The sequence below is a fragment of the Pseudoleptotrichia sp. genome (genome assembly GCF_057270515.1).
In genome coordinates, this window is record NZ_DBHIXS010000007.1 from 12,966 (window position 1) to 36,260 (window position 23,295).

A 23,295-nucleotide genomic window follows, 5' to 3' on the forward strand; every position below is an offset into this window, starting at 1 on the left:
TTTGTTATTTTACCTTTCCGAATAATTTCAAAAACGTATATCTTATTTTCTTTATCATTCTGTCTATTTTGAAATCCAGAACACTGTTTTTTCCTCTTTTGCTAAAATGAACGTGTCTTTTATATCCAATATGCCTTACAAAAGGATTTACAAAAGAAATCATTTTAAATCCCCTTTCCTTGTAAAACCTTGACAGCTCATCCTCCCACAATTTTCCTTCAAGCTTTTCATGGGAACCGAACAAATCACACACATCTTTTCTTCTAAGTCCCGGGTTATATGTAAATACATTTTCGAGTATCTCAAAGTATTCTTCTCCGTCAGGAGTGACATAATTTTCTTTTGAAATAGGAATACCTGTACAGTCCTCTCTGGATCGCAGTCCTACAACCGCTATTTTAGGATCTTCTATGAGCATATTCATAGATTTTTCTATAAATCCTTCTCTTAAAAATTCCCAATCATCTTCACAGTGAAATACATATTCGGTATCCACTTCCTTATAGGCTTTATCTATGGACTTTATCTGTCCTATTCTTGTTTCATTTATAATTAACTTAAAATCCTGATTTTTATATTTTGATACAAGTTTTTTCAATTTTTTGCCCTCTGTGCTGTCCTCGGTTATTATTACTTTTTTTATCGGATAAGTATTATATCTGAAAAAGCTGTCCAATGTCTTTTCAAGTAAGTCAAATCTGCCACAGCTCGTTATTACCAAACTAACATCCTTCATAACTGTCCAACCCTTTCTCCGCTTTTTTCTTTTTCTGCTTTATGACTTCTGCCAGAAATTCGTCATTTTCCGCAAGTCCGCTCCTGTCATTTTCCTTATGGTAAATATGATAAGTCAGAGCATTAAATTTCACTCTTTTCTTTCCTATACCGCTATTGAATAGTCTGACCGCTATTTCGCTGTCTTCACGCCCCCAGCCCTGAATTTTTTCTTCAAAACCGTTTACTTTTACTAAATCTTCTTTGAAAAATGACATATTACATCCTCTTATTCCGGATAATTTTTTATCTTTCTTAGTAAATATTTTTGAGAGTAATTTATTTCTTATTGTGTTCGCTTTATTTTTATATCCTTTTTCAAATAATATATTTGGAAATGCAGGTAATTTACCACCTAATATTTCTTTTGATTTTTCTTCTGATATTATTACTCTTGAACCTTGTATAAAATATCCGTTCTCCATGTTCTCAATATGATCCTGTATAAAATGTCTTTCTAAAATCAAATCCCCGTCTATTATTATAACATATTTTCCTTTTGCTTTTCTTATAGCTTTATTTCTTGACATTGAAAGTCTGAAACCGTCGTCTTCCTGCCACGAATGTATTATTTCAATATTTGGATTACTTTCTTTTATTTTCTGAACTAAATCCGCTGTTTCCTGTTTTGAGCCGTCATCTGCTATTATTATTTCCTTAGGAATGACTGTCTGGCTCAAAACGCTGTTCAGACATATCTCCAGAGCTTCAGGCCAGTTATATGTCGTTACAATGAGTGATGTCTCTTTCCCTAATGTTTTAAAATATTGTTCCCTTAATTTTGTATATTTGGTCATTGTATAGACAGAACTGTATTTAGCCAGTAAATATCCCTCATAACCGTCCATAAATCCAAGTTGCAGAATATACATCCTTATAAATCTGAAAAGCATTTTTGAATAAATTTTTAAAATTCCTGATTTTTTACTTTCTTTTATATACTGGGTAGCACTTTGAGAAGTATATCTGTTGAGCTTTTCAAGAAACTGTTCAATATTATCATAAGTATAATGTATTATGAGTTCTTTTATTTTTTCAGTCTTACTGTTTTTGTCTATTTCGTATTTTTCATGTACTTCCCTGTCGCTTATTCTGATTTTTCCTTTTTTCCAAAGCCTTATAACATAATCATCCCAACCACCGTATTTTATTTCTTTTCCAAAGCATATATTTCTTAATTTTATTTTATATACATCGGTTTCCGAACTTCCGTTTATTATTTCTTTTATTCTTTTTTTCAGCTCCAAAGACACGACTTCATCAGCATCTATTAATAGTATCCAGTCTCCATTACATTTTTCAAGGACAGAATTTTTCTGAGGTCCGTATCCTTTCCATTTTTCGATAAAAACTTTAGCCCCCTTAGCTTCAGCTATTTTGACTGTTCTGTCCGAGCTTTCGCTATCTACAACTATTATTTCATCCGCTATTTCTTTTATGGAATCCAGAGTTTTTCCTATCCTGTTTTCTTCATTGTATGTTATTATTCCTACTGATAACTTCATATAACTTTTCCCCTCGATTTAATTTTAAACTTTTTGTTTTCTAAAATCATCTCTTATTATTTGAAAATATATTCCTATTTTCTTTATATATTTTTTTATTCCTTTTAGATGTTTAGTCTTTAAAAACAGAAACGGTCTGCTCCCTTTCCATGAATGGTGCCACCAGTGAATAGCGTATGTATTTTCAGTTACTATACTTTCATCAAATTTTTCTTTTGGCAAAAAAGGATAAAAATATTCTTTCTTATATATACATATTCCATTCTTTTCATCTCTTATTTCATTTTTTGAAAAATCAAATGAAAAATCATTTTTAAGTATGTATTTTGTTATTTGAGGCAGTGTAAATAAAGGACTTTTATAAATTTCATCATCATAAAATTTTATCATTTTTTCCAGAAATTTACTTTTGGCAGAAACTCCGAAAAGTCCCATTCCTATTCCGTCATCACTTTCATATCCTGTAAAAAATTCTATATTTTCATTTTCAAATAGAGAAGAAAAATCTTTCACTATTTCCATATCCGTATCAAGATAAATTCCTCCATTTTCATATAAATAATGAATTCTGACATAATCCGCAATATATGCCCAAAGTTTTCTTTTGTAACATTCTCTTAAAAATTTATTTCTTGCTATATGATCATCTAAATCAAAGTTTTCTTTATTTATTTCAATAATCTCATAATCAGGCATTTTCTCTTGCCATGATTTCAGACATTTATTAAAAATCTCAGGCTTCTCACTGTCTCCTATCCAGACATAATGAAGTTTTTTAGGTATCTGAGTCATATATTTACCCTCTTTTCGTTATAAACTTATTTCTACATTTCTTTAAAAAATTTCCTCCTGTATAATATATTCCTTTTGTGTAATATATTATATACAACTCTAAATTTTCAAATTTTTTAGACTTTATTTTAAATAGATATTCTCTGCAATCTTTCCTGAATTGGCTGTATATTTTATCAAATACATCCTGTCTTTCACACTGGACCGCTTTCTTCATTGAGCTTTTATAATATCTTTTTATCATGTAAAATATTATTTTTTTTATTTCAATATCTTTTTCATTTTTGTATCGTTCAATTAATTCTTTCGCATTTTCAAAAATATCTTCCGAATGCCTTATATTCAGCACCGACATTATACTTCCACTTCTTGCCCTGTAATAACCGAATATCTTATCAGTAATCTTCAAATTTTTAGCATGATAGAATACATCAATGGAAAACACTTCATCTTCATTAGATTTTCTTCCTACAGGAAAATATATATTATTATCCTTCAACAGTTTTTTCCTATATAGATATATCGGGAGTCTTACATTCCAGAACTTTCCTTTTATGGACTTTATCATATATTCTTTTCCTGACATTATTCTGTCAACTAATTCTACAGGTATCCTTTCATCAAGAATTTCTTCTTTTGTAAATTCACTGTAAGCTTTTTCTTTGCCTACTACGACATCTATTTCATTGTTGCTTTTATAACCGCTTTCCAGCTCTTCTATTATTTTTTCAAAGGAATCTGTATCAATCCAGTCATCACTGTCAAGAAAATATATATAATCCCCTGTACAGACTCTTATACCGGTATTTCTGGCTGCACTTGCTCCTTGATTTTCTTGTGTTATAATTTTTATATTATTGTTTTTTTCAGCATATTCTTCAAGTATAGCTAATGATCTATCAGTGGAACCGTCATTTACGACAACTATTTCAGTCTGTATATTTTTTATATTCAGCACACTTTCAATACATTGCCTTATATAATCTTCCGTATTATATACAGGTATTATAATACTTAATTTCATTTAAAACTCCTTCTCAACTTATTCATAATTTTATCCATATTTTTAAACAGCCAATTGTAAATACTCTAATGAATATATTTTCTCGTTTGATATTTTCCCGCGACATTCAAAATTTTATTTTTTTCTTTATACTTTTTTTTATTCTTATAAATAATCTCTTCAGCTTATTTTCGCTATGTTCAGCTATAAATTTCCTATAATTTTTTCTAAAAATCCTATTTTCTTTTTTATATTCTCCCGAGTGTTTTATTACAATTTTGTATAATCTATGAATTTCATCTTCTAAAAGTTTTTTTGTCTTTTCATCCGTTTCAGCAAGCATAAAATTATAAATTTCATTTATATTTTTTTCCATATCCAGATAATTTTTTAAAGATTTTGTCGACATAATACTTTTTTCACGCTGTAAATAATTATAGTAATAAATGCTGTAAAATCTTACTTTTTTAGCTTTAAGAAGAGTTTCGGCAGTAAAAATTTCATCTTCATGCATTCTTCCTTTTTTGAAAAAAATATTATTTTCCAGCAGAAATTCTCTCCTGAATACATCGTCCCATACTTCAGGCCCATGCATATCATTCCTGTACATTATATCAAAATATTCTTTCCCTGTTCTTATTTCTCCCTTATTATAATTCCTGATTTCAGTAATACACTCCAAACTTTGTGTGTCCCCTTCTGTCTTTTCGATAATCTTTTTATATCTTCCTATACCGATATCCACATTATCTTTTATAACTTCATTTACAAATTTTTCATAATTTCCCGTATCGACAAAATCATCACTGTCTATAAAAGAAATGTATTCTCCTTTAGCTATTTTCATACCATTATTTCTGGCTTCGCTCAATCCCTGATTTTCCTGAGATATTATTAATACATTTTCATTTTTATGATTTTTTTTAAACTTTTCAGCTATCTCAAGGGAACTGTCCTTTGTTCCGTCATTTATTATTATTATTTCGTTTTCTATTTTTAGTCCGCATAATGAATTTAGACATTTTTCCAGATATTTTTCGACGTTGTATACAGGTATTATTATACTTAACTTTAGAGCTGACATTTTTATCCTCTCTCGTTTTTTAGATTGTTTTTATATATTATACCATAAAATTAAATAAATGTTCCAAAAATATCTTTTATATGTTAAAATTAAGGAAGAAAAATTTTCGAAAATCAAATAAAACAGGAGACCGAATATGAAAAAATTAAATCTGACAGGATATGTATTGACGCTTTTATTTCCTGTTGTGCTGTTTCTATCTTATAAAGGAGAACAGACCCTCAGTTATATAATTCTGTTTATTTTTCTGCTAAGTATGCTATCCAAGGAAAACAGAAATAATTTTAAATCTCTGATTGATAAAAGATTGACTGTAGGATTAATGATTTTTATCATTTCACCTTTTATTATTTCTCTTTTTAGCGGAGGGATAGCTTCAAGAGTAGATGCAATCCATTATTTATACTGGCTTATATTTTTCCCGTTAGTTTATTTTATAAATACGGAAAAAAGATTATGGGCTTTTATAAAGTCTTTTCTCATTGGCGGAACTATCTCTTTGGTTATAACATTAGGAATTTTTATAAAAATATACGATGAATGGGCTAATCCCAAAGGTTTTGAATATCCGAGAGTGTTTTTTGAGCTTCAGACACAGGATTTCGTAAATATTATGTCTATTTTACTGTTATTCCTGCTTTCATTTATTTTATTTTACAAAAACGAAAATAAGAAAAAAGATATGACGATAAAAGTTATTTTACTCATTATTTTCTTACTCGATTTGTTTATAATCATTGTAAACCGTTCAAAAATAGTTTATATAGCTCTGTTTTTACCGATAATTTATATTTTATATATGAAAAATAAAAAATATATTTTAGGATTTTTTGCTTTATGTGCAGGCGGTCTTTTCTTTCTGCCGTCTTCCATTACCGAAAGACTTCAGTATATCGTCAAGTACAGACAGGATCCGTCGAGCAATCTGCGTATAATGTTTTGGGATGCCGCAATATCCTCTTTCAAAAAAAGCCCGATATTAGGTATGTCTACAAAAGAAAGAATTATTTTTAATATGAAGCATTTTCAGGAAAAAGGAGTAATAAACTATATAGAGGAATATTATGGTCTCGACCCTGTCGGGATTACAAATACTCATAATATGTACTTACACAATCTTGCAAACTATGGAATTACAGGAATTTTTGTTTTAATTTATTTTTTCCTTATTGTTATTCCTTCAAGATTAATAAAACTTAACTATTATAAGCTTAAAGATACCGGTTTTTCTGCTTATACAGCTCTTGAAGCAGGGCTGAAATCTTCCTATATAGCTTATCTGATACAGGGACTGACAGAGTTTAACCTTAACAAGAAGCCGATGATTTTTATTTTCGCTGCAATTCTTGTTATTCTGAACTTTATGTATAAAAAGTTACAGAAAGAAAATATATAGAAGCAAATAATATAACGAACCTATTTTAAAATTCGAGCAATTGAGTAACAATGTATCGATATTTGAGGATTTTTGATATTTTTACTCTAAAATTAAAATAAAACTGCAATTATAAAATAAAAAGCGGGCTTTTCTATAAAATAGATAACTCCGCTTTTTATTCTATTTACTCCAATTCTATTTTTACAGCTTCCAGAACCTTTTCAATTACATTACACATATCATAATATTTATAATCAGCCAGTCGTCCTCCAAAAATTACATTTTTTTCATTTTCAGCCAACTTTTTATATTTTCTGAATATTTCGTTATTTTTGTCGTCATTCACGGGATAATACGGCTCATTCCCTTCTTTCCATTCTTCAGGATATTCTTTTGTAATAACCGTGTTCGGCTGCTTTCCAAATTCAAAATGTTTATGCTCTATTATTCTTGTATAAGGAATTTCTCTTTCACAGTAATTTACTACTGCATTTCCCTGATAGTTATCCGTGTCATGTATTTCATGTTCAAATCTCAAGCTTCTATATTCCAGCACACCATATCTGTATTCAAAATACTGGTCTATCATTCCTGTAAATACGATTTTTTCAGCTTTTTTCAATAATTCTTTTCTATTTTCAAAAAAATCAGTATTCAGTTTTATATCTATTCCTTCAAGCAGTTTATCAAAAATCACGTTATAGCCGTTTTCAGGTATTCCCTGATACTTATCATTAAAATAGTTATTATCATAAGTATATCTCACGGGAAGTCTTTTTATTATGAAAGCAGGTAATTCTGACGCTTTTCTTCCCCACTGTTTTTCAGTGTACCCCTTTACAAGCTTTTCATATATATCTTTCCCTACTAATGAAATTGCCTGTTCTTCTAGATTTTCGGGTTTCGTTATTCCCGACTTCCTTATCTGTTTTTCTATCTCTTTTTTTGCCTGTTCGGGAGTTACAACTCCCCACAGTTTATTGAAAGTATTCATATTAAAAGGAAGATTATATATTTCTCCCCTGTAGTTTGCAATAGGAGAATTTATATAATTATTAAAAGTACAGAACTGTCCCAAATAATCCCATATTTCTTTTTTATCCGTATGAAATATATGAGCTCCGTATTTATGTACATTTATATCTTTCATATTTTCACAATATGTATTTCCGCCTGTATGATTTCTTTTATCTATTACAAGGGATTTTTTACCTCTTTTCTTTGCTTCATGGGCAAATATAGAACCAAACAATCCTGCTCCCACTATTAAATAATCGTACTTCACATTTTTCTCCTGTTTTCTTATTTTTCAGTATACATAATTTCTTCGGCAAATTTTTTAAACCTTTCATAATAACAATCGTCTGTCAGATTATTTTCATATAACTCTATATTTTCAGTCTTTTCATAATCTCTTTTTTTCAAATCTCCTGTGAGTATTTTATATAGTTCATCAGGACTTTTTACATCAAAAGTTTTTATTAAAGAAGACTTTCCTTTATAATAGCTATGTCCAAAATTATCCGACATTATTATAGGAATTCCCGTTGTCAGTGCTTCGATTATCGATAAATCAAAATAGCTCTGCCTGTTTGCATTAATCAGATAATCTGCGGAATTGTACCAGCCTATAGGATTTTTTGAAAAGCCTATATCAATTATCCCTTCTTCTTCTATTTTTTCACCATTTCCTATTATTATCAGATTTATGTCTTTTCTTTTCTCCCTGACTTTTCTAAAAGTTTCGAGAACTATGTCAAATCCTTTTATCTTATTTCTTCTTCCGATATACATCAGATTTATTTTATCTTCAGGAAGTTTATAATTATTCTGTTCATCATTATTATAATTTTTCTTGGCTCCACTCAAAATATACTTTATTTTGCTTTTATCTGTTATGAGAGTTTCATAAATGGAAATACATTCTTCATTTGGAAAGACTATAACATCCGCTCTCCTGAAAGCTTCTCTTTCAGCTTTTTCCCTGAAAGAAATCTCCTCTGTATTTAAAGGTGCCCAGTTTCTATACTCAACGGACGGAATTTCAGGAGAATGGGACTGTAATATAATAATCTGTTTTTTGGATATATATTTCCTGAACCTTTCAAGATGAACCGTTTCATGAAAAAATATATATTTATAGTTTTCTGCTTTTATTTTCTCAAAATAATATTTATAAAAAAATTCTTCTTTAAGCTTTCTCTTATCTTTTCTCTTATTTTTCCATAAAAATAAAATTCTTTTTGTAAGATAATCAATTTTTTTAGTAATTTTTTCAGGATGAGTTTTTACAATATCCTGAGACAATATAAAACAATCTCTCGGTTTATCAAGCAGATTATGAGCAAGAAAGCCCGACGGGCCTCCGTTATTTATATTTATTTCATAAGGAAATAATATTAAAATCCTGTTTGATACCATTTTTTCTCCTTTAAATCAGTTTATACTTAGTTTCTGATAATTTCTTTCAGCAATTTCTTTTCATATGATTTTCAAAACTGTCTTTTTAGATTATCATATCCTTAATTTTATCCCAAAAACTCACTTTCGATGTTTCATCATATTTTCTGAATAGCCAAAACCATCTGTCTTTTCCAAGATAATTCAGTTTAAATAATTCAGGTTTTTTAAATATACTCATCATATAAAGGCCTTGGTCATCATCAATAATATTTTGTTTTAAAAGCTCATTCTGATTATTTTTGAGCAGTCTATAAAATTCTTTCCATTTTTCATGACTTCCCACTACAGCTCCGCCGATAATATATACGGCATTATTGAAAATGGCACTATGAACATCTTCCATTGTATTTAGAGGGTGTTTTCTTCTTATTGTGAAAAAATGTATCTTCGTTTTATCAAAAGGATATTTCCAGCAGTCGATATTATTTAAGGTTTCCTTATCCCTGACATAGCCAAAATCTACCCATGAAACTAATTCTTCCGAAAACAGATTTTTTCTTATCGCATAATTGACAAAATATGTTTTCAGATTGTTTATAAGCACATATTCAGGCGACCAGTATTCTATATTTACGAGCATATCTTTATTTACCCTGCTTTTAAATTCCTCACTTTGCTGTATCTTTCCTATCGCTTCTATCTGTCTCCTGAACTTTTTCTTTAAATCGACTATTATTATTTTCGTAGGTTTTCCTTTTCTTATTTTTAGAATATCGTTCCTGTATTCTTCTGAAGTAAATATTACCATTTTATTTTCAAGAGTTGCAAGATTTGAAAAATATTCAAAATAAGTGTCATTCGTTCTTCTTAGATAATCAGGATATCCTTCTCCTATTTCTCCCCTGCCTATATCAAAAAAAGCTGAAACTATTCCTATCGGCTCTCTTTCTTCGGGCTGTTTCTTTTTCATCAGTCTATCTCCGTTTTTTAAATTTCAAATATCTTATTGAAATAATCATAAAATGACCCTGATATACAGTTTTCTTTTGATATCCCTTTCTGTGTCAGTTTATGAATATTTATTTTATCAGTAATTTCATTAAGCTCTTTTTCGGAAAACTCATCATTCCATTTGCTGAAAAGAATATGCGGCAATATATCCGATACTGTTTTACATTTCTCTTCTTTTAAATAATTATCAGTCAATTCAGTATACAGTATCTGAAAAAAGAAATAATGAGGTATTTTATTTTCGTTTTTCCAGAAAATAAGCATTAATTCAAGTAAAATACGGATTATTTTATTATTTTTTTCAGAAAAGATAATGCTGCTTAACATTTTCACTTTATTTCTTTTATCCCATGAAAAATAATCACTGTTTATTTTTTCCCATTTTTTATGTTCTTTTTCCTCATCTGTACGCTGAAATATAAAATATTCTTTTTCTTCTGAATTAAATCCTATATAATCATTCAAGGGAGCTGTCAGTAAAATCGTAGCATCAAGCCATACGCCGCCATACAGATTCAGCAGTCCCAGCCTCAACAAATCACTAAAATGAGTATAACTCATATTTCCGTTTTTCAGTTTTTCTTTAACAAATTCTGGAAAAGAGACATATTCGCAGAGGTTTTTATTGTCCAGACGAATAACCGTGTAATCTCCTTTATATTTTTCTATAGATTTATAACAGAGTTTTACAATGTCGGGAAGTTCCTCGTACTTCCAGCCCTGACCCCAATATTGCCATATAATTTTCTTTTTTTCAAGATTTTTTTGAGGTAGAAGTCTAATTTTAAAAATTTCTGAATTATTATCAGATTTAAAATTTTCCGACATTTCGGATATTTCTGATATTATTTCTGTCTCACATATCTCACATTTTCTATGTTTTTCATAATTTTTGGATATTTCCCAATTCAAATATTTTTCTATCATTAAATCCCAAGTTTCAGCAACTTTGGCCTGCTGTAAAAAATCTGCTTCTTTCTGAATTTTTCTATATAAAAATTTCGGCATTAATTCTTTATAAATATATTTCCAAGGTCTGTTATTCAATTTTTTATTAATTTCAAATAATTTTGAATCTGAAAATTTTATTTCATTATTTTTCATCTTTTTCCAATCTATTTAATTATCTTAATAATCTTAGCAAAATTACTTTTATTTTATTCTTCTATTTCCACATACGGTTTTTATCAAAATTTTCTCTATATAATAGGCTGCTCTTATTATTCTTTTATTTTCTATTTTTCATTTTTGTTTTCAAGTCTTTTTATAACTTCTTTATATACCCTGTCAACTGTTATTTCGGGTATTCCTTTATAATAGTCTTTTGAATAGGTATGCTGCTTTTCAGGAACAGCAGTTATACTGTTTTCATAGAAGTCATTGTCTTCAATGACAACACTTTTCTCAGTCCATGGAAAAAAACCTAAAGCTCTTTTACCCGGTCCAAAAATCCCTATAATAAAAGGTTTTTCAAAAGCACTTCCTATATGGACAGGCGCACTGTCATTGCTTATTATTATATCAGATTTTGAAAGTAATGCTGCAAACTCAAGCAAGGAAATTTCACCTCTTAAGTCTATCACATTTTCAATATTTACAGACTTGAGTAATAGACCTTTTTCAGCTTTTCCTCCTGTTACTGCAATCAGGTTAGCACTATTTCCCGAAAGCATTTTTATAAGTTCGTCATATTTTTTTATAGGCCATATTTTTTCAGGTCTCTGGCTTCCCGGAGCTATTGTAATGAGATTTTTGTAGGATTTTCCGTCTAAAATTTTATCTATTTTTTCACTGTCTTCTCTTGAAGGATAAATCCTTAGAGAAACTCTTTCTCCTCTATAATCAATGAGGTCAAGAAGTCTTTCGACCTCATGTTTAGTCATATCGTAGTGTCTTTTATCAGTCAGCAGGAATGAACCCGTTGCCACATCAAAGCCGATTATTTTTTTTATTCCTGCCAATTTTGCGAGCAATATGGAACGTATAAATCTGTGTGGTATGACAGCCATATCATATTTATTGTTTTTTATTATTTTTAATACTTTTAGAAAGCCTTTTATCCCTCTATCTCCTACTTTTTTATCATAAAGTATTATCTTTCTCAAATTGGGATTATTGCTTATAATGCTTTTATTTCCCGGCAATGTCAGATAGTCTATTTCCGAATTTGGATAAATATCCTTTATTTTCTGTATTAACGGCGTAGAAAGGACTATATCTCCTATAAATGCCGTATGAATTATTAATATTTTCATTTCAATTTCCTCTATTTTTTGTTTACTTTATATCTATTTTTTATTATTTTCTATTTTTAATATCTATTTTATGACAAAATCATTTTAAGAGCTAAATTTAAATATAAAAACTATATTATTTGATTTTATATTTTCTAATTCAGATTTTATTTTTAAAATTAAACTTTTTGAAATACTTTTATTATTTTTTATAATTATTACTTTTTATAAATTTTTCTTTTATAAGTTTATTTGTCTTTCTTCTTTTTTTATCGAAAATCCAGCCCCATTTATTGAAATATTTTATTGCAGATTTCATATGAATTATCGTCATTTTTCTGCTTTTATAGGATTCTTTTGCATGATTATGAACTATTTCCGCATCAGGATAAAATACTGTTTCGCTGATTTCATTCATTCTCCTGCTTAAGTCATAGTCCTCCAGATACATAAAGTATCTTTCATCAAAACCTTTTAGGGAAATCAGATTTTCTGTCCTAAAAAACATAAAACATCCCGACAGTATGGGTACTTCCATTATTTTATCGTATCCGCTCCACTTCATTTCATAGTCATAATCCATTTTCTCCTTTATTTTCCTGAAAGGAAGAAATCTTCTGAATATAAGGTTGGCAGGAGTAGGAATTAATTTACACAGATACTGCTTTTCTCCGTCAGGATATTTAACAGCTGGCATAATCTGACCTGTATTTTTATTGTTTTCCATATAATAAAATAATTTTTCCAACGTTCCTTTTTCAAAATATATATCAGGATTTAATATTAAATGATACTTTGAAAGTCTTTCGATATTTTTCGGATTAGAGGAATTCTTATAAATGTTATCTTTTTCCAATGATTTTGAAACTGTTTTTATATCCTGTAAATTATTATCTTTTGTATCGGTATTGTTAAACAAATTATTTTCAGGAAAATTCTTCAAATTCATCAGTTTTTCCATTATTTTATTATGTCCCCAGCCATAGCCTCCGTTATGATTATTAAATATATATTCGACTTTATCTTTTATATTCTTTATATCATATTCTTTTTCACATTCAGTCAGCAAGGTATCCAACTCTTTTTCAAGGTTATCCGTAGGAGAATTATCCGAAATCCATAATTTTACTTTTAAATCCGTATTCAAAAATGAACCTATAGCTTTTTTCAGTTCTTCTTTTTTTGTATTATAAACTACTATACTCGCAGTTATATCATACATAATTACTCCTTATTTACAAGTTTTTATCATTTGCTTTATTTCAACATATTATAGCATAATCATACAGTTAATATCTACTTATATCCTCTATTATATTCTATCTACTTGATTTTCTGCTGTATCATTATTTTATTTTTTATTCTTCAAGATTACCGTTATTTTCAATCTTCTTTCTGTCCATATACTCAACATTGAGATAAACAATGCTCATCATTATACTAATTAAAATCATTACTGTAACTTCGATTAATTTCGATATAAAAAGGCTAAATATAAATACAATAATCTTTTCTCCCGTTACTATTATTAAATTTTCAAATATAAAAATTGTACCTGCTGATACTGCTTGCATAAATAATATCAATGGAAAAAGTGAAATCCACATTCTTATTCTGTTTCCCTTATTTAAATTAAAGTTATAATTTAGAGCTTCGATAAAATTTATATTTCTTGAAATATATAAAGGAGAAAAATATAAAAATTCAGAAATATATACAAAACATCCCGCTATTATTATTTCTGCATTAAAAGAATTTTTTCCAATAAAAGTTTCATCTAATATATATATTTCTAAAATAGTTATTATAATTCCTAAAACAACTATTTTAGAAATTACTTTTTTAAATTCTAAATTTTTTTCTCCTTCTATTTTATAAATTATTTTTCTATATAACAGATAATAAGAAGCATTTAAAACCGAGAATATAACTATCGTTTTTATTGTATCTAAAATTTTGAGCCCTGCGGGCAAAACAAAAAAAATATTCAAAGAAGCCAAAGTTGCTACTAATGATAAATATAGGATATACTTCTTTTCTTCCTTTAATATTTTTCCAAACACTTTAAAGGTTTCTTTATAGTATACTCCTATTTTTAAATATTTTTCTGATAATAATTCTTTCAATTCTTCCATATATACTCACCTATCCTTTCAATTTATATATTTTTTATATATATTTTTATCATATTAGGAAATAATATTCAAGTGATATTTTTATTATGACTTGAACTATTGACAAAACAAAAAATCATATTATACTTAAATTGTAGAATATTCATTTTAAAAAATTTTTTAATAACTTAAATTTCAAAATTTAAATACTTTATACTATAAACATGTTTTTATATAAGGATAATAAATATATTCATATTTTTAATTATTATATCAGTTAATCTATTATTTAAATTTAATGGCTAAAAAATATAGAAAATATAGGAGGTAAAAATCATGGAACAGAAAAAAAAGAAAGGTTTTAAAATGCCTTCTTCATATACAGTTTTGTATATTCTTATCATTATACTGGCTATTCTCACATGGATTATTCCGGCAGGAGAATATGAAAAAAATCAGTCGGGTCAGCTGATAGCAGGAACCTATAAAACTGTACAGTCAAATCCTCAGGGAATATATGACATTTTTATGGCTCCCGTATACGGACTGATTGGAAATAAACTTACAACAGGCTCGATAGGTGTAGCATTCTTCATCCTTATAATCGGAGGATTTTTAGGTGTAATTACCGAAACCGGAGCTTTAGATATAGGAATTGCTTCCGTAATCAGAAAAAATAGAGGAAAAGAAAAAAGACTAATCCCTTTACTTATGATATTATTTGCCATTGGAGGAACGACTTACGGAATGGCGGAAGAAACTATCGCTTTTTATCCTCTTCTTATTCCTATAATGATTGGAGTAGGTTTTGACTCTATTACCGCAGTCGCGGTCATCCTTGTCGGTTCTCAGATTGGATGTCTTGCATCAACTGTAAATCCTTTTGCTACAGGAGTTGCGTCAGACACAGCGGGTGTAAGCATTGCAGACGGTATTATATGGCGTCTTGTATTTTTAGTAGTTATGGTTATAATTTCAATTTTATATGTTTATAAATATGCTGTCAAAATTGAAAAAAATCCTGAAAAATCTTATGTTTTCTCTCAGAGAAAAGAAGATCTCGAATATTTTAAAATTCCTGAAAACTCTGCAACAATGACTAAAAAACAGTTTGCTGTACTAATGATTTTCATTATGACATTCTTTATTATGATACTCAGTCTAATTCCGTGGGGAGATTTCGGTATAAAAATATTTGAAAACTTCAATGATTTTCTTCTCGGTTTACCTGTTGTCGGAGGCTTTTTCAGACATTCTGCCCCTTTCGGAACATGGTACTTTTCTGAAATCACAATGTTATTCTTTGTTGCTTCCGTTTTGATAGGTGTGGTTTACGGTATGTCCGAAGAACAGTTTATAAATGTATTTTTAAAAGGTTCGGCAGATTTGACAGGTGTCGCACTGATTTGTGCCGTTTCCCGTGGTATACAGATAATTATGAATGACGGTCTGATTACTGCTACCATTTTACACTGGGGTGAAGTAGGACTGAGAGGACTTTCTCCACAGCTGTTCATTTCACTGACTTATTTATTTTACTTGCCTATGTCTTTTCTCATTCCCGGAACATCGAGCCTTGCAGGAGCTACAATGGGTCTTTTAGGCCCTATGGCTGAATTTGTGAACGTAAGAACTCATCTGGTCATTACTGCTTTTCAGGCCGCATCGGGAGTATTAAACTTATTTACTCCTACATCAGGAGTAGTAATGGGTGCTCTCGCTATTGCCCGTATAGATATATTAGTATGGATTAAGTTTATAGCTAAACTGCTTTTAATAGTTGTCATTGTAAGCATTATTATTCTCGTAATTGCAACATTTTTTTAAATAATCTACACAATATTAAAAAAAGAGCTGTTTTAAAAATAATAAATTTTATTTCCAAAACAGCTCCTTTATTTTTATTTTCAACTAAACTATTTCCCAATCTTTAGAAAACATTTCTACATAATTAGGTATCCAAGGTACTCTCCCAAATCTGCTCTCTACATATAAATAAGGATGAGTATTGCATAATGTCCCGTCAAGATTTTGAACCTTTACTCTCACATCGTTGTTCCATTTAGGTAATCTCATAGCTTTTGCTCCGTCTTCTCTTATAGCAGTAAATGCTTCTGAAAAAGTCATAAATACCAGCTCCTTTAAATTTTATAATCAAATTTTTTAAAAACTTATTTATCCGCAAAACTGATTTTGATATTATTTTAAATGAAACATTACTTGTATTCAAATTTATCTTTACATTATAATTATAGTACAAAAAATTCAAAAAGCAAGACCCTATATAAAATTATATTTGTGAATTATTCAAAATAATTTTTATTGAAGTCGAATTTCTGCTGTTTCCGGTCTTTTTCAGAAATTGTCAGTTCTTCTCGATTTATTCCAAATTCTTCAAATTTCCAGTCTATATTGAGCGTTTCATCATTCCACAAAATACCGCTGTCATATTCAGGAGAATATAAATCTGTACATCTGTAGACAAACTCAGTATCATCATCCAATGTTAAAAATCCATGGGCAAATCCCTCAGGAACGTAAAACATTAATTTATTTTCAGCTGACAGTTCTATTCCATACCATTGCCCGTAGGTCTCACTTTCTTTTCTTAAGTCCACTGCAACGTCAAAAACACGCCCTCTTATCACTCTTACGAGCTTACCTTGAGTATTTCTTGTCTGAAAATGCAACCCTCTCAAAACGCCTTTTTTTGACTTGGAATGATTATCCTGAACAAATTTCATCGTCAGTCCCAGTTCTTCAAAAGATTTCTGATTATATGTTTCCATAAAAAAGCCTCTCGAATCACCGAAAACTTTAGTTTCTATTATTACGAGGTCCTTTATCGGGGTAGTTTTTACAGTAAAATTATTCATTTTATTTACCCCCATACATCTGTTTATAATATTTCTGATAATCTCCTGAAACTACTTCATTTACCCATTCCTGATTTTCAAGATACCATTTTATCGTTTTTCTTATTCCCGTTTCAAAATCAGTTTCAGGATACCAACCCAAATCTTTTGCTATTTTTGAAGGGTCTATGGCATATCTCGTATCATGCCCAAGCCTATCCTGAACGTATGTTATTAGGTCATAATTTATATTATTTATATCTGTTTTCAATATCTTTTTATAATCGTCATTGTTTGAAATTTCTTTTTTCAGTATATCAATTATCATTTTTACGATATTTATATTCTGCTCCTCATTAAATCCGCCTATATTATATACCTCATTTTCTTTCCCTTTCCTCAATACAAGGTCAATCCCTTTACAGTGATCCTCGACATAAATCCAGTCTCTCACATTGTCGCCTTTTCCGTAAACGGGAAGTTTTTTCCCTTCAAGGACATTCTTTATCATAAGCGGAATTAATTTTTCAGGAAAATGATAAGGTCCGTAATTATTTGAACATCTTGTTATATTTATGGGAAGTTCATATGTTTCCCCATATGCCAGAACTATATGGTCTGCTCCTGCTTTTGATGCAGAATACGGACTTCTTGGGTCTAAAGAAGTTTTTTCAGTAAAAAATTTATCTCCGTAAGTTTTTAAATTTGTTCTGTTTTTTACAACTTTTTTGACTTCGCTGTCTTCAATTACTAAATTTATTGCTTCATCATAGTCTTTTGACAGACTTCCATAAACTTCGTCAGTGGAAACCTGCAAATATTTTACTCCCTTTTTATAGACAGGATAGCCATTTTCTCCTTTTCCTGCTGTCCACGCTTTCTTAGCATTTTCTAACAAATTCTGTGTTCCGAGAATATTTGTTTCAAGGAATATTTGAGGGTTTTCAATAGACCTGTCCACATGGGATTCGGCAGCAAAATTTACTACATAATCTATATCATTTTCAGAAAAAATTCTTTCTATTTCTTTTCTGTCTCTAATGTCCACTTTTTCAAATTTTACTCTCGAGTCTTTCAGTTCTTCTCTAATAGTTCCTAAATTTCCCGCATAAGTCAATGCATCCACAACTATAACTTTAATTTCTTCTTTGTCCTCATATTTCTTTAAAATATACTTTAAATAATTCGCACCTATAAATCCTGCTGCTCCTGTTACCAAATACGTTTTCATTTGAAATCCTCCTGAATTTTTTCTTTTTACTCTTAGTTCTCTTAATTTACAATTCTTTTATTAATTTTATCAGATATTCTTTTGTTTTATCTTTCAATTCAGGATGTCTGAGTCCAAACTCTACATTGGCTTTCAACATTCCGAATTTGTCTCCTGTATCATATCTGAGCCCTTTAAAATTATATGCATATAGCCTATTTCCACTGTTTTTCATATCAATTATGGCATCTGTTAATTGAATCTCTCCGCCTTTTCCAGGTTTAGTTTTTTTTAAAAATTCAAATATTTCCGGCTCCAACACATATCTTCCCAGTGCTGCAAGCCTGCTCGGTGCTTCTTCTACAGAAGGTTTTTCAATAAAATTTTCAACTTCTACTGTTAAATCATCTATTTTTCCTGACGGATTTATAATTCCATATTTATTTACTTCTTTTTTAGGGACTTCCTGCACCCCCAATATAGTTCCGCCATTCAATTCCTCGTATTTATCGATAAGCTGTTTTGCTACGGGAATTTCTCCTCGGGATGAATCCGTATATATTATATCATCTCCTAATAAGACTACGAAAGGCTCATTTCCAATAAAAGCTTCCGCACATCCGATAGCATGACCTAATCCCAGAGGATTTTTTTGTCTGACGTAATATATATTGGACATTTTTGATATATCATTTACAGTTTTCAGCAACTCTTTTTTCCCTTTTTCTTCCAATGTTTTTTCCAATTCAAAGGAGTAGTCAAAATGGTTTTCTATAGATGTCTTATTTCTTCCGGTAATAATTAATATTTCTTCTATTCCTGATTCTACAAGCTCTTCAATTAAATATTGCAAAGCAGGTTTATCAACAATTACAAGCATTTCCTTAGGTTGTGCTTTTGTGGCAGGTAGAACTCTCGTTCCCAGTCCTGCTGCCGGAATTACTGCTTTTCTTATTCTTTTCAATCCCATAACTGTTCTCCTATCTTCAAAATTTCTATTTTTTCTTATATACTCTTACATAATCAACTTTCATTTCCGTAGGAAATTTAACATTTTCATCTTCTCCCGTTTTATCCTGTAATGCCACATTAATCATCAAAAAATGAGGTAATTTGAATATATTTTCGCTAAGTTTTGCTACTTTTTTCATATTCAACCTTTTGTATATTCTTCCATTGAATAACCACTTTATCTCTTTACTATCCCATTCTACAGCATAAGTATTATATCTTGTCAAATCTTCATTCTTTTTAATTCTTAAATCGTTTCCTATAAATGAAGCATATGTATTATCCGATTTTAAAGCATGAGCCGTCCCTGTTACTCTTTTCAGATTATCTCCGTATATTTCAAATATGTCTATTTCTTCTTTTGCAGGAATACCTATAGACTGGGAGTAATCTTCAGGCCATGTCCAAAATGCAGGCCATGTACCTATTCCTTCAGGCATCGCAGCTCTCATTTCTATTTTACCTTCACGCACAGTAAATTTATTTTTAGTATGGACTGCTCCCGAACTGTAGAGTATTTTTCTATCCTGTCCGTTTATTTTTACTGTTTTATCATTTTCTTTTTTTACCGTTATTGCAAGGTACCCATTTTCAACTTTTACATTATCTCTCAAATAGTATTGTTTTGCTTTGAAACCGTATTCATCAACTAAATTTCCATTTTCATCCAGATAATTTCCTGATTTCCACGGATCTCCATTTTCCCAGTAACTCCATTTTGAGCTGTCAAGATTATTACCGTCAAACTCATCACTCCATACGAGTTCCCATTCAGGAGCTTTTTCTTTAGATTTTTTTCCAGGTTTTTCGGACGTTGTTGCAGGCACTGTGTTTTCAGGAGATGCAGGTGTAGATGTAGTCGTATTCTGCTGTATTTCCTCAGGAGTCAACTCCCTTTTATTTGCAGGTCCTGTATTAGGTTCCAATCTTGTAAAATTTGTATTTTTATCTAAATTATTTGTTCCCGAGCTGTTTGTTTTTGCATTTCCTGAACCTGTTGCCTTCGTACCTGTAGACGATTTCGTAGTACCTGTCTTTGAAACTTTTGTTTTTGCAGTGTTTGTTTTTGATGTTCCTGTATTTTTTGAATTAACTGACTTTGTATTGTTCATTGTCGAATTTCCTGTTTTTTTTGCAGTTGCTCCTAAAATCAGGTTACCCCCTATAAGCAACATAATACTTAGCAATAATAATTTTTTCATTTGCTTCTCCTTTTTCTATTTTCGGTTATTTTTTATAAAATTAATTTCTAATATTACTTAAAATTTCCTATATTATACAAAAAAGACTGAAATAAGTCCAGTCTTTAGTTTTATTCCGTTTGTCTTACTCTTATTCCAACTCTCCTTTTTCTTTCATTTCCAAAAGAAATCTGTCAATTCCGCTTTGCCAGCTCGGAATTTTTTCTCCAAGCAGTTTCTCTACCTTTTCTGATGATAATTTGGAATACTCAGCCCTTTTGGCAGGTAAATTGAAATCCTTTGTCTTGGCAGTCCCCAATGTTCCTTTCCATCCTATTTTTTCCAGTACATATTTTGCCTGCTCATATTTACTTGCAACACCCTCGTTTGAAATGTGATATAGTCCATATTTTCCTGTCTGTATAAGTTTCCATGAAAATTCTGCCAGATCTTTTGAATAAGTAGGCACGGAAATCTGATCATCAACGATATTTAATGTATCCTTTGCCTTACTCCAGTTTATTATCTGCTTATTAAAATTATTGTTTGCTATTCCAAATACCCATGAAGTTCTGATTATAAAAGATTTATCATAAGTTTTTAATACTTTCTGCTCTCCTTCATATTTTGATTTTCCATATTCTGACAACGGATTGGCAGTATCTTCTTCTATATAAGGCATTTTTTTATTCCCGTCAAATACAAAATCAGTAGAATATGTCACATAAACTGCATCTATTTTTTTAGCAAATTCAGCTAATTTATATGGAGCAACAACATTAAGAAGTTTTACTTTCTCATCCGTTTCCGCCCTATCTACATCATTATATGCCGCACAATTTATTATGTGAGTAAAACTATTATTTTTTTCAAAGAATTTTTCCAAATCATTATTATTTGTTATATCCAATTCTTTATAATCAGTCGCGATATATTCTATTTTCAAACTGTCAAATAATTTTTTAAAATCATATCCTAACTGTCCGTTTGAACCTGCTATGAGTATTTTTAATTTATTGCTTTGAGAATATTTATTCAAAATTATTTCCTTTCTTTAATAAAAATAATCTTTTTAATATACTATACAAAAAACTATAGTAAATCCAGTTTTCAATTATCTTTTTATCCTAATAAATACATTCAAAAATAATTGATAAGTAAAAAATTTCCATTATCATAATTTTTAATAAATTCATTTTTTATTAAACACCCAATATTTATTTAATAAATAGTTGATTGGAGTAGTTATAAAAACATTTATAACTGGTGCTATTTTATCTGAAATTTTCATTTTCTCTACCCAGACATATAATAATAGTGCACTTAACAACCAAGTACTTAAATATGCCAAATAAAATTTCATTATAGAAGATACACTTCTTTTTGAATTTTTAAATACCCATATCTTATTCCAGATATATCCATTTAAACTTCCCGTAATAAATCCACCTATGTTAGCTATTTGATAATTGATAGAAAAAAACACTAATATGTAATAAGTAATAAGAGAAATAAATAAATTTCCAAAGCCTACTATTGTAAATTTTATAAATTTTTCATATTTAGAAAGTAATTTTTTTATTAAATTTATCATTTTGCTTCCTCATTAAAGTTGATTCTTTTGATTTTTTATCTTTATAAATAACAATTACTATATATTTAAAAATACAACACAGAAATAACCTTACTAATAGTAATAAAATTTAAAAAATTAATCTTCTATATTGATATTTTCTATTGTCTTTTTAATTCCTTCTCTAAAAGATGTTTCTATATTCCATTCTAAAGATTTTAACTTTTTATTATTTAATATAAGCCCGGGATTCCTTTTAGAATTATTATCTTTTAATATAACTGAAATTTTTTCCGAATCCAGAGTTCTATTATAATATTCATTTGAAACTTCAGCAATAATACTTGCTATCTCATCAATTGCTAAATAATTTCCTTTTTCCTGATTTGATGAAATATTATAAGCTTCACCTGAAATTCCTTTCTCACAAATTGTAAAAAGAGCCCTAATTGCATCATCTATATAAATATTATCTCTTTTAGGAGAACCGGAACTGTTTATCAATATGTTTTCTCCTTTAATTCCTTTTCTGATAAATTCAAAAAATGCTGTATTAGGTATTAATCTTGTGCTTCCATATACAGTACTAAGCCTAGCTGTAACAAAATCTATGTCAAATTGTTTTTTATAAGATTGTGCTATAACCTCTATCATTCTTTTTGATTGAGAATAACATGCACTAATTGAATCTAATGCTTCCGTATATTTTGTATCTTCTTCTTTTACAATTAAATCTTCATTTGTATTATTTCCATAAACAGTAACCGATGAAAATATAACTAGTCTTCCTTTAATTTTTTTATTTTTATACTGTGAAACCATAAATTCACAGCATTTCTTAGTTCCTATTAAATTTGGCATAATAATATTAACTGGTGTATTAAAAATTACTGATCTCTCCATTGATCCTGCTCCATGAAAACAAACATCTATTTTCTCTTCTATATCATCAAATCCAAGCGAGATATCTCTGGCAATATATTTAAAATTTTCTCTTCCAATGTATTCTTTAAAACATTTCTTTAACTTTGACTCCGTTAAACTTAGTGCAATTACTTTAACCCCTTCAATTTTCATAAGAGCATCTATCAAATTACTACCTATTAAACCTGTTGCTCCCGTTACTAAAATTGTTTTTCCTGAAAAAAAATTCATCTTTTTCCTCCT

Annotated in this window: 22 protein-coding genes; 2 read left to right on the forward strand and 20 right to left on the reverse strand. The window is 29.3% G+C overall.

Annotation, left to right across the window (positions count from 1 at the left end; genetic code table 11):
• Positions 1 to 4: 4 nt before the first annotated feature.
• From ACO5J6_RS06535 to ACO5J6_RS06555, 5 genes are all read right to left on the reverse strand, one after another.
• Entirely contained in the window at positions 5 to 736 is a 732-nt protein-coding gene (locus ACO5J6_RS06535; RefSeq protein WP_485642863.1) for a glycosyltransferase, read from the reverse strand.
• Entirely contained in the window at positions 723 to 2,279 is a 1,557-nt protein-coding gene (locus tag ACO5J6_RS06540) for a glycosyltransferase family 2 protein (RefSeq protein WP_485642864.1), read from the reverse strand. The genes ACO5J6_RS06535 and ACO5J6_RS06540 overlap by 14 nt, the downstream gene beginning before the upstream one ends.
• 24 nt (positions 2,280 to 2,303) lie before the next feature.
• The gene (locus tag ACO5J6_RS06545) at positions 2,304 to 3,071 is read right to left on the reverse strand and encodes a glycosyltransferase family 32 protein (RefSeq protein WP_485642865.1); all 768 of its coding nucleotides are present in this window, start codon (positions 3,069 to 3,071) and stop codon (positions 2,304 to 2,306) included.
• Positions 3,072 to 3,075: 4 nt separating this feature from the next.
• The gene (locus ACO5J6_RS06550) at positions 3,076 to 4,095 is read right to left on the reverse strand and encodes a glycosyltransferase (protein WP_485642866.1); all 1,020 of its coding nucleotides are present in this window, start codon (positions 4,093 to 4,095) and stop codon (positions 3,076 to 3,078) included.
• Positions 4,096 to 4,201: 106 nt separating this feature from the next.
• Positions 4,202 to 5,158, reverse strand: coding sequence for a glycosyltransferase (locus tag ACO5J6_RS06555; RefSeq protein ID WP_485642867.1), 957 nt, complete (start codon positions 5,156 to 5,158; stop codon positions 4,202 to 4,204).
• Positions 5,159 to 5,294: 136 nt separating this feature from the next.
• On the opposite strand from ACO5J6_RS06555, the gene ACO5J6_RS06560 reads away from it, so the two are divergent.
• Positions 5,295 to 6,554: an O-antigen ligase family protein gene (locus tag ACO5J6_RS06560; protein WP_485642868.1), complete on the forward strand. Its 1,260-nt coding sequence runs from the start codon at positions 5,295 to 5,297 to the stop codon at positions 6,552 to 6,554.
• A gap of 166 nt (positions 6,555 to 6,720) precedes the next feature.
• Here ACO5J6_RS06560 and glf read toward each other — a convergent pair whose 3' ends face one another.
• The 7 genes from glf to ACO5J6_RS06595 form a co-directional block, all read right to left on the reverse strand.
• Entirely contained in the window at positions 6,721 to 7,821 is a 1,101-nt protein-coding gene (glf, locus tag ACO5J6_RS06565) for a UDP-galactopyranose mutase (protein ID WP_485642869.1), read from the reverse strand.
• Between the two features lie 17 nt (positions 7,822 to 7,838).
• Positions 7,839 to 8,957, reverse strand: a complete 1,119-nt coding sequence (locus tag ACO5J6_RS06570) for a glycosyltransferase family 4 protein (RefSeq protein WP_485642870.1) — start codon at positions 8,955 to 8,957, stop codon at positions 7,839 to 7,841.
• An 85-nt stretch (positions 8,958 to 9,042) separates the two neighbouring features.
• Complete coding sequence (locus ACO5J6_RS06575) at positions 9,043 to 9,909, reverse strand: WlaTC/HtrL family glycosyltransferase (protein WP_485642872.1); 867 nt, start codon at positions 9,907 to 9,909, stop codon at positions 9,043 to 9,045.
• A gap of 17 nt (positions 9,910 to 9,926) precedes the next feature.
• On the reverse strand, positions 9,927 to 11,054 hold the full coding sequence (locus ACO5J6_RS06580) for a capsular polysaccharide synthesis protein (RefSeq protein WP_485642874.1): 1,128 nt from the start codon (positions 11,052 to 11,054) through the stop codon (positions 9,927 to 9,929).
• Between the two features lie 131 nt (positions 11,055 to 11,185).
• Positions 11,186 to 12,205, reverse strand: coding sequence for a glycosyltransferase family 9 protein (locus ACO5J6_RS06585; protein ID WP_485642875.1), 1,020 nt, complete (start codon positions 12,203 to 12,205; stop codon positions 11,186 to 11,188).
• 181 nt (positions 12,206 to 12,386) lie between these two features.
• Positions 12,387 to 13,406 carry a glycosyltransferase family protein gene (locus tag ACO5J6_RS06590; RefSeq protein WP_485642877.1) on the reverse strand — a complete coding sequence of 340 codons (1,020 nt, stop codon included), beginning with the start codon at positions 13,404 to 13,406 and terminating at the stop codon, positions 12,387 to 12,389.
• Between the two features lie 136 nt (positions 13,407 to 13,542).
• The gene (locus ACO5J6_RS06595) at positions 13,543 to 14,319 is read right to left on the reverse strand and encodes a hypothetical protein (RefSeq protein ID WP_485642879.1); all 777 of its coding nucleotides are present in this window, start codon (positions 14,317 to 14,319) and stop codon (positions 13,543 to 13,545) included.
• 315 nt (positions 14,320 to 14,634) lie between these two features.
• On the opposite strand from ACO5J6_RS06595, the gene ACO5J6_RS06600 reads away from it, so the two are divergent.
• Positions 14,635 to 16,125, forward strand: coding sequence for a YfcC family protein (locus ACO5J6_RS06600; protein ID WP_485642880.1), 1,491 nt, complete (start codon positions 14,635 to 14,637; stop codon positions 16,123 to 16,125).
• 84 nt (positions 16,126 to 16,209) lie between these two features.
• Here the strand turns inward: ACO5J6_RS06600 and ACO5J6_RS06605 are convergent, their stop codons facing one another.
• From ACO5J6_RS06605 to ACO5J6_RS06640, 8 genes are all read right to left on the reverse strand, one after another.
• On the reverse strand, positions 16,210 to 16,425 hold the full coding sequence (locus ACO5J6_RS06605) for a Thoeris anti-defense Tad2 family protein (RefSeq protein WP_485642882.1): 216 nt from the start codon (positions 16,423 to 16,425) through the stop codon (positions 16,210 to 16,212).
• A gap of 176 nt (positions 16,426 to 16,601) precedes the next feature.
• On the reverse strand, positions 16,602 to 17,174 hold the full coding sequence (rfbC, locus tag ACO5J6_RS06610; protein ID WP_485642884.1) for a dTDP-4-dehydrorhamnose 3,5-epimerase: 573 nt from the start codon (positions 17,172 to 17,174) through the stop codon (positions 16,602 to 16,604).
• 1 nt (position 17,175) lies between these two features.
• On the reverse strand, positions 17,176 to 18,384 hold the full coding sequence (locus tag ACO5J6_RS06615) for a dTDP-glucose 4,6-dehydratase (RefSeq protein WP_485642886.1): 1,209 nt from the start codon (positions 18,382 to 18,384) through the stop codon (positions 17,176 to 17,178).
• A 46-nt stretch (positions 18,385 to 18,430) separates the two neighbouring features.
• Positions 18,431 to 19,333 (reverse strand): UTP--glucose-1-phosphate uridylyltransferase GalU, encoded by a 903-nt coding sequence (gene galU / locus ACO5J6_RS06620; protein WP_485642888.1) that lies wholly within the window; start codon positions 19,331 to 19,333, stop codon positions 18,431 to 18,433.
• Between the two features lie 25 nt (positions 19,334 to 19,358).
• Positions 19,359 to 20,576 (reverse strand): glycoside hydrolase family 16 protein, encoded by a 1,218-nt coding sequence (locus tag ACO5J6_RS06625; RefSeq protein ID WP_485642890.1) that lies wholly within the window; start codon positions 20,574 to 20,576, stop codon positions 19,359 to 19,361.
• A gap of 130 nt (positions 20,577 to 20,706) precedes the next feature.
• The gene (gene rfbD / locus ACO5J6_RS06630) at positions 20,707 to 21,594 is read right to left on the reverse strand and encodes a dTDP-4-dehydrorhamnose reductase (protein ID WP_485642892.1); all 888 of its coding nucleotides are present in this window, start codon (positions 21,592 to 21,594) and stop codon (positions 20,707 to 20,709) included.
• A 153-nt stretch (positions 21,595 to 21,747) separates the two neighbouring features.
• A complete protein-coding gene (locus ACO5J6_RS06635; protein WP_485642894.1) occupies positions 21,748 to 22,149 on the reverse strand; it encodes a GtrA family protein in 402 nt (133 codons plus the stop codon).
• Positions 22,150 to 22,266: 117 nt separating this feature from the next.
• Positions 22,267 to 23,283 (reverse strand): NAD-dependent epimerase/dehydratase family protein, encoded by a 1,017-nt coding sequence (locus tag ACO5J6_RS06640; protein WP_485642896.1) that lies wholly within the window; start codon positions 23,281 to 23,283, stop codon positions 22,267 to 22,269.
• Positions 23,284 to 23,295: the final 12 nt, after the last annotated feature.

Coding starts and splice junctions, on each gene's coding strand:
- rfbC (WP_485642884.1), bottom strand. CDS start 17,174: ATGAATAATTTTACTGTAAAAACTACCCCGATAAAGGACCTCGTAATA.
- ACO5J6_RS06605 (WP_485642882.1), bottom strand. CDS start 16,425: ATGACTTTTTCAGAAGCATTTACTGCTATAAGAGAAGACGGAGCAAAA.
- ACO5J6_RS06635 (WP_485642894.1), bottom strand. CDS start 22,149: ATGATAAATTTAATAAAAAAATTACTTTCTAAATATGAAAAATTTATA.
- ACO5J6_RS06545 (WP_485642865.1), bottom strand. CDS start 3,071: ATGACTCAGATACCTAAAAAACTTCATTATGTCTGGATAGGAGACAGT.
- ACO5J6_RS06570 (WP_485642870.1), bottom strand. CDS start 8,957: ATGGTATCAAACAGGATTTTAATATTATTTCCTTATGAAATAAATATA.
- ACO5J6_RS06590 (WP_485642877.1), bottom strand. CDS start 13,406: ATGTATGATATAACTGCGAGTATAGTAGTTTATAATACAAAAAAAGAA.
- ACO5J6_RS06550 (WP_485642866.1), bottom strand. CDS start 4,095: ATGAAATTAAGTATTATAATACCTGTATATAATACGGAAGATTATATA.
- ACO5J6_RS06575 (WP_485642872.1), bottom strand. CDS start 9,909: ATGAAAAAGAAACAGCCCGAAGAAAGAGAGCCGATAGGAATAGTTTCA.
- ACO5J6_RS06640 (WP_485642896.1), bottom strand. CDS start 23,283: ATGAATTTTTTTTCAGGAAAAACAATTTTAGTAACGGGAGCAACAGGT.
- ACO5J6_RS06595 (WP_485642879.1), bottom strand. CDS start 14,319: ATGGAAGAATTGAAAGAATTATTATCAGAAAAATATTTAAAAATAGGA.
- galU (WP_485642888.1), bottom strand. CDS start 19,333: ATGGGATTGAAAAGAATAAGAAAAGCAGTAATTCCGGCAGCAGGACTG.
- ACO5J6_RS06580 (WP_485642874.1), bottom strand. CDS start 11,054: ATGAAAAATAATGAAATAAAATTTTCAGATTCAAAATTATTTGAAATT.
- ACO5J6_RS06625 (WP_485642890.1), bottom strand. CDS start 20,576: ATGAAAAAATTATTATTGCTAAGTATTATGTTGCTTATAGGGGGTAAC.
- ACO5J6_RS06540 (WP_485642864.1), bottom strand. CDS start 2,279: ATGAAGTTATCAGTAGGAATAATAACATACAATGAAGAAAACAGGATA.
- ACO5J6_RS06535 (WP_485642863.1), bottom strand. CDS start 736: ATGAAGGATGTTAGTTTGGTAATAACGAGCTGTGGCAGATTTGACTTA.
- ACO5J6_RS06560 (WP_485642868.1), top strand. CDS start 5,295: ATGAAAAAATTAAATCTGACAGGATATGTATTGACGCTTTTATTTCCT.
- ACO5J6_RS06600 (WP_485642880.1), top strand. CDS start 14,635: ATGGAACAGAAAAAAAAGAAAGGTTTTAAAATGCCTTCTTCATATACA.
- ACO5J6_RS06585 (WP_485642875.1), bottom strand. CDS start 12,205: ATGAAAATATTAATAATTCATACGGCATTTATAGGAGATATAGTCCTT.
- ACO5J6_RS06555 (WP_485642867.1), bottom strand. CDS start 5,158: ATGTCAGCTCTAAAGTTAAGTATAATAATACCTGTATACAACGTCGAA.
- ACO5J6_RS06615 (WP_485642886.1), bottom strand. CDS start 18,384: ATGAAAACGTATTTGGTAACAGGAGCAGCAGGATTTATAGGTGCGAAT.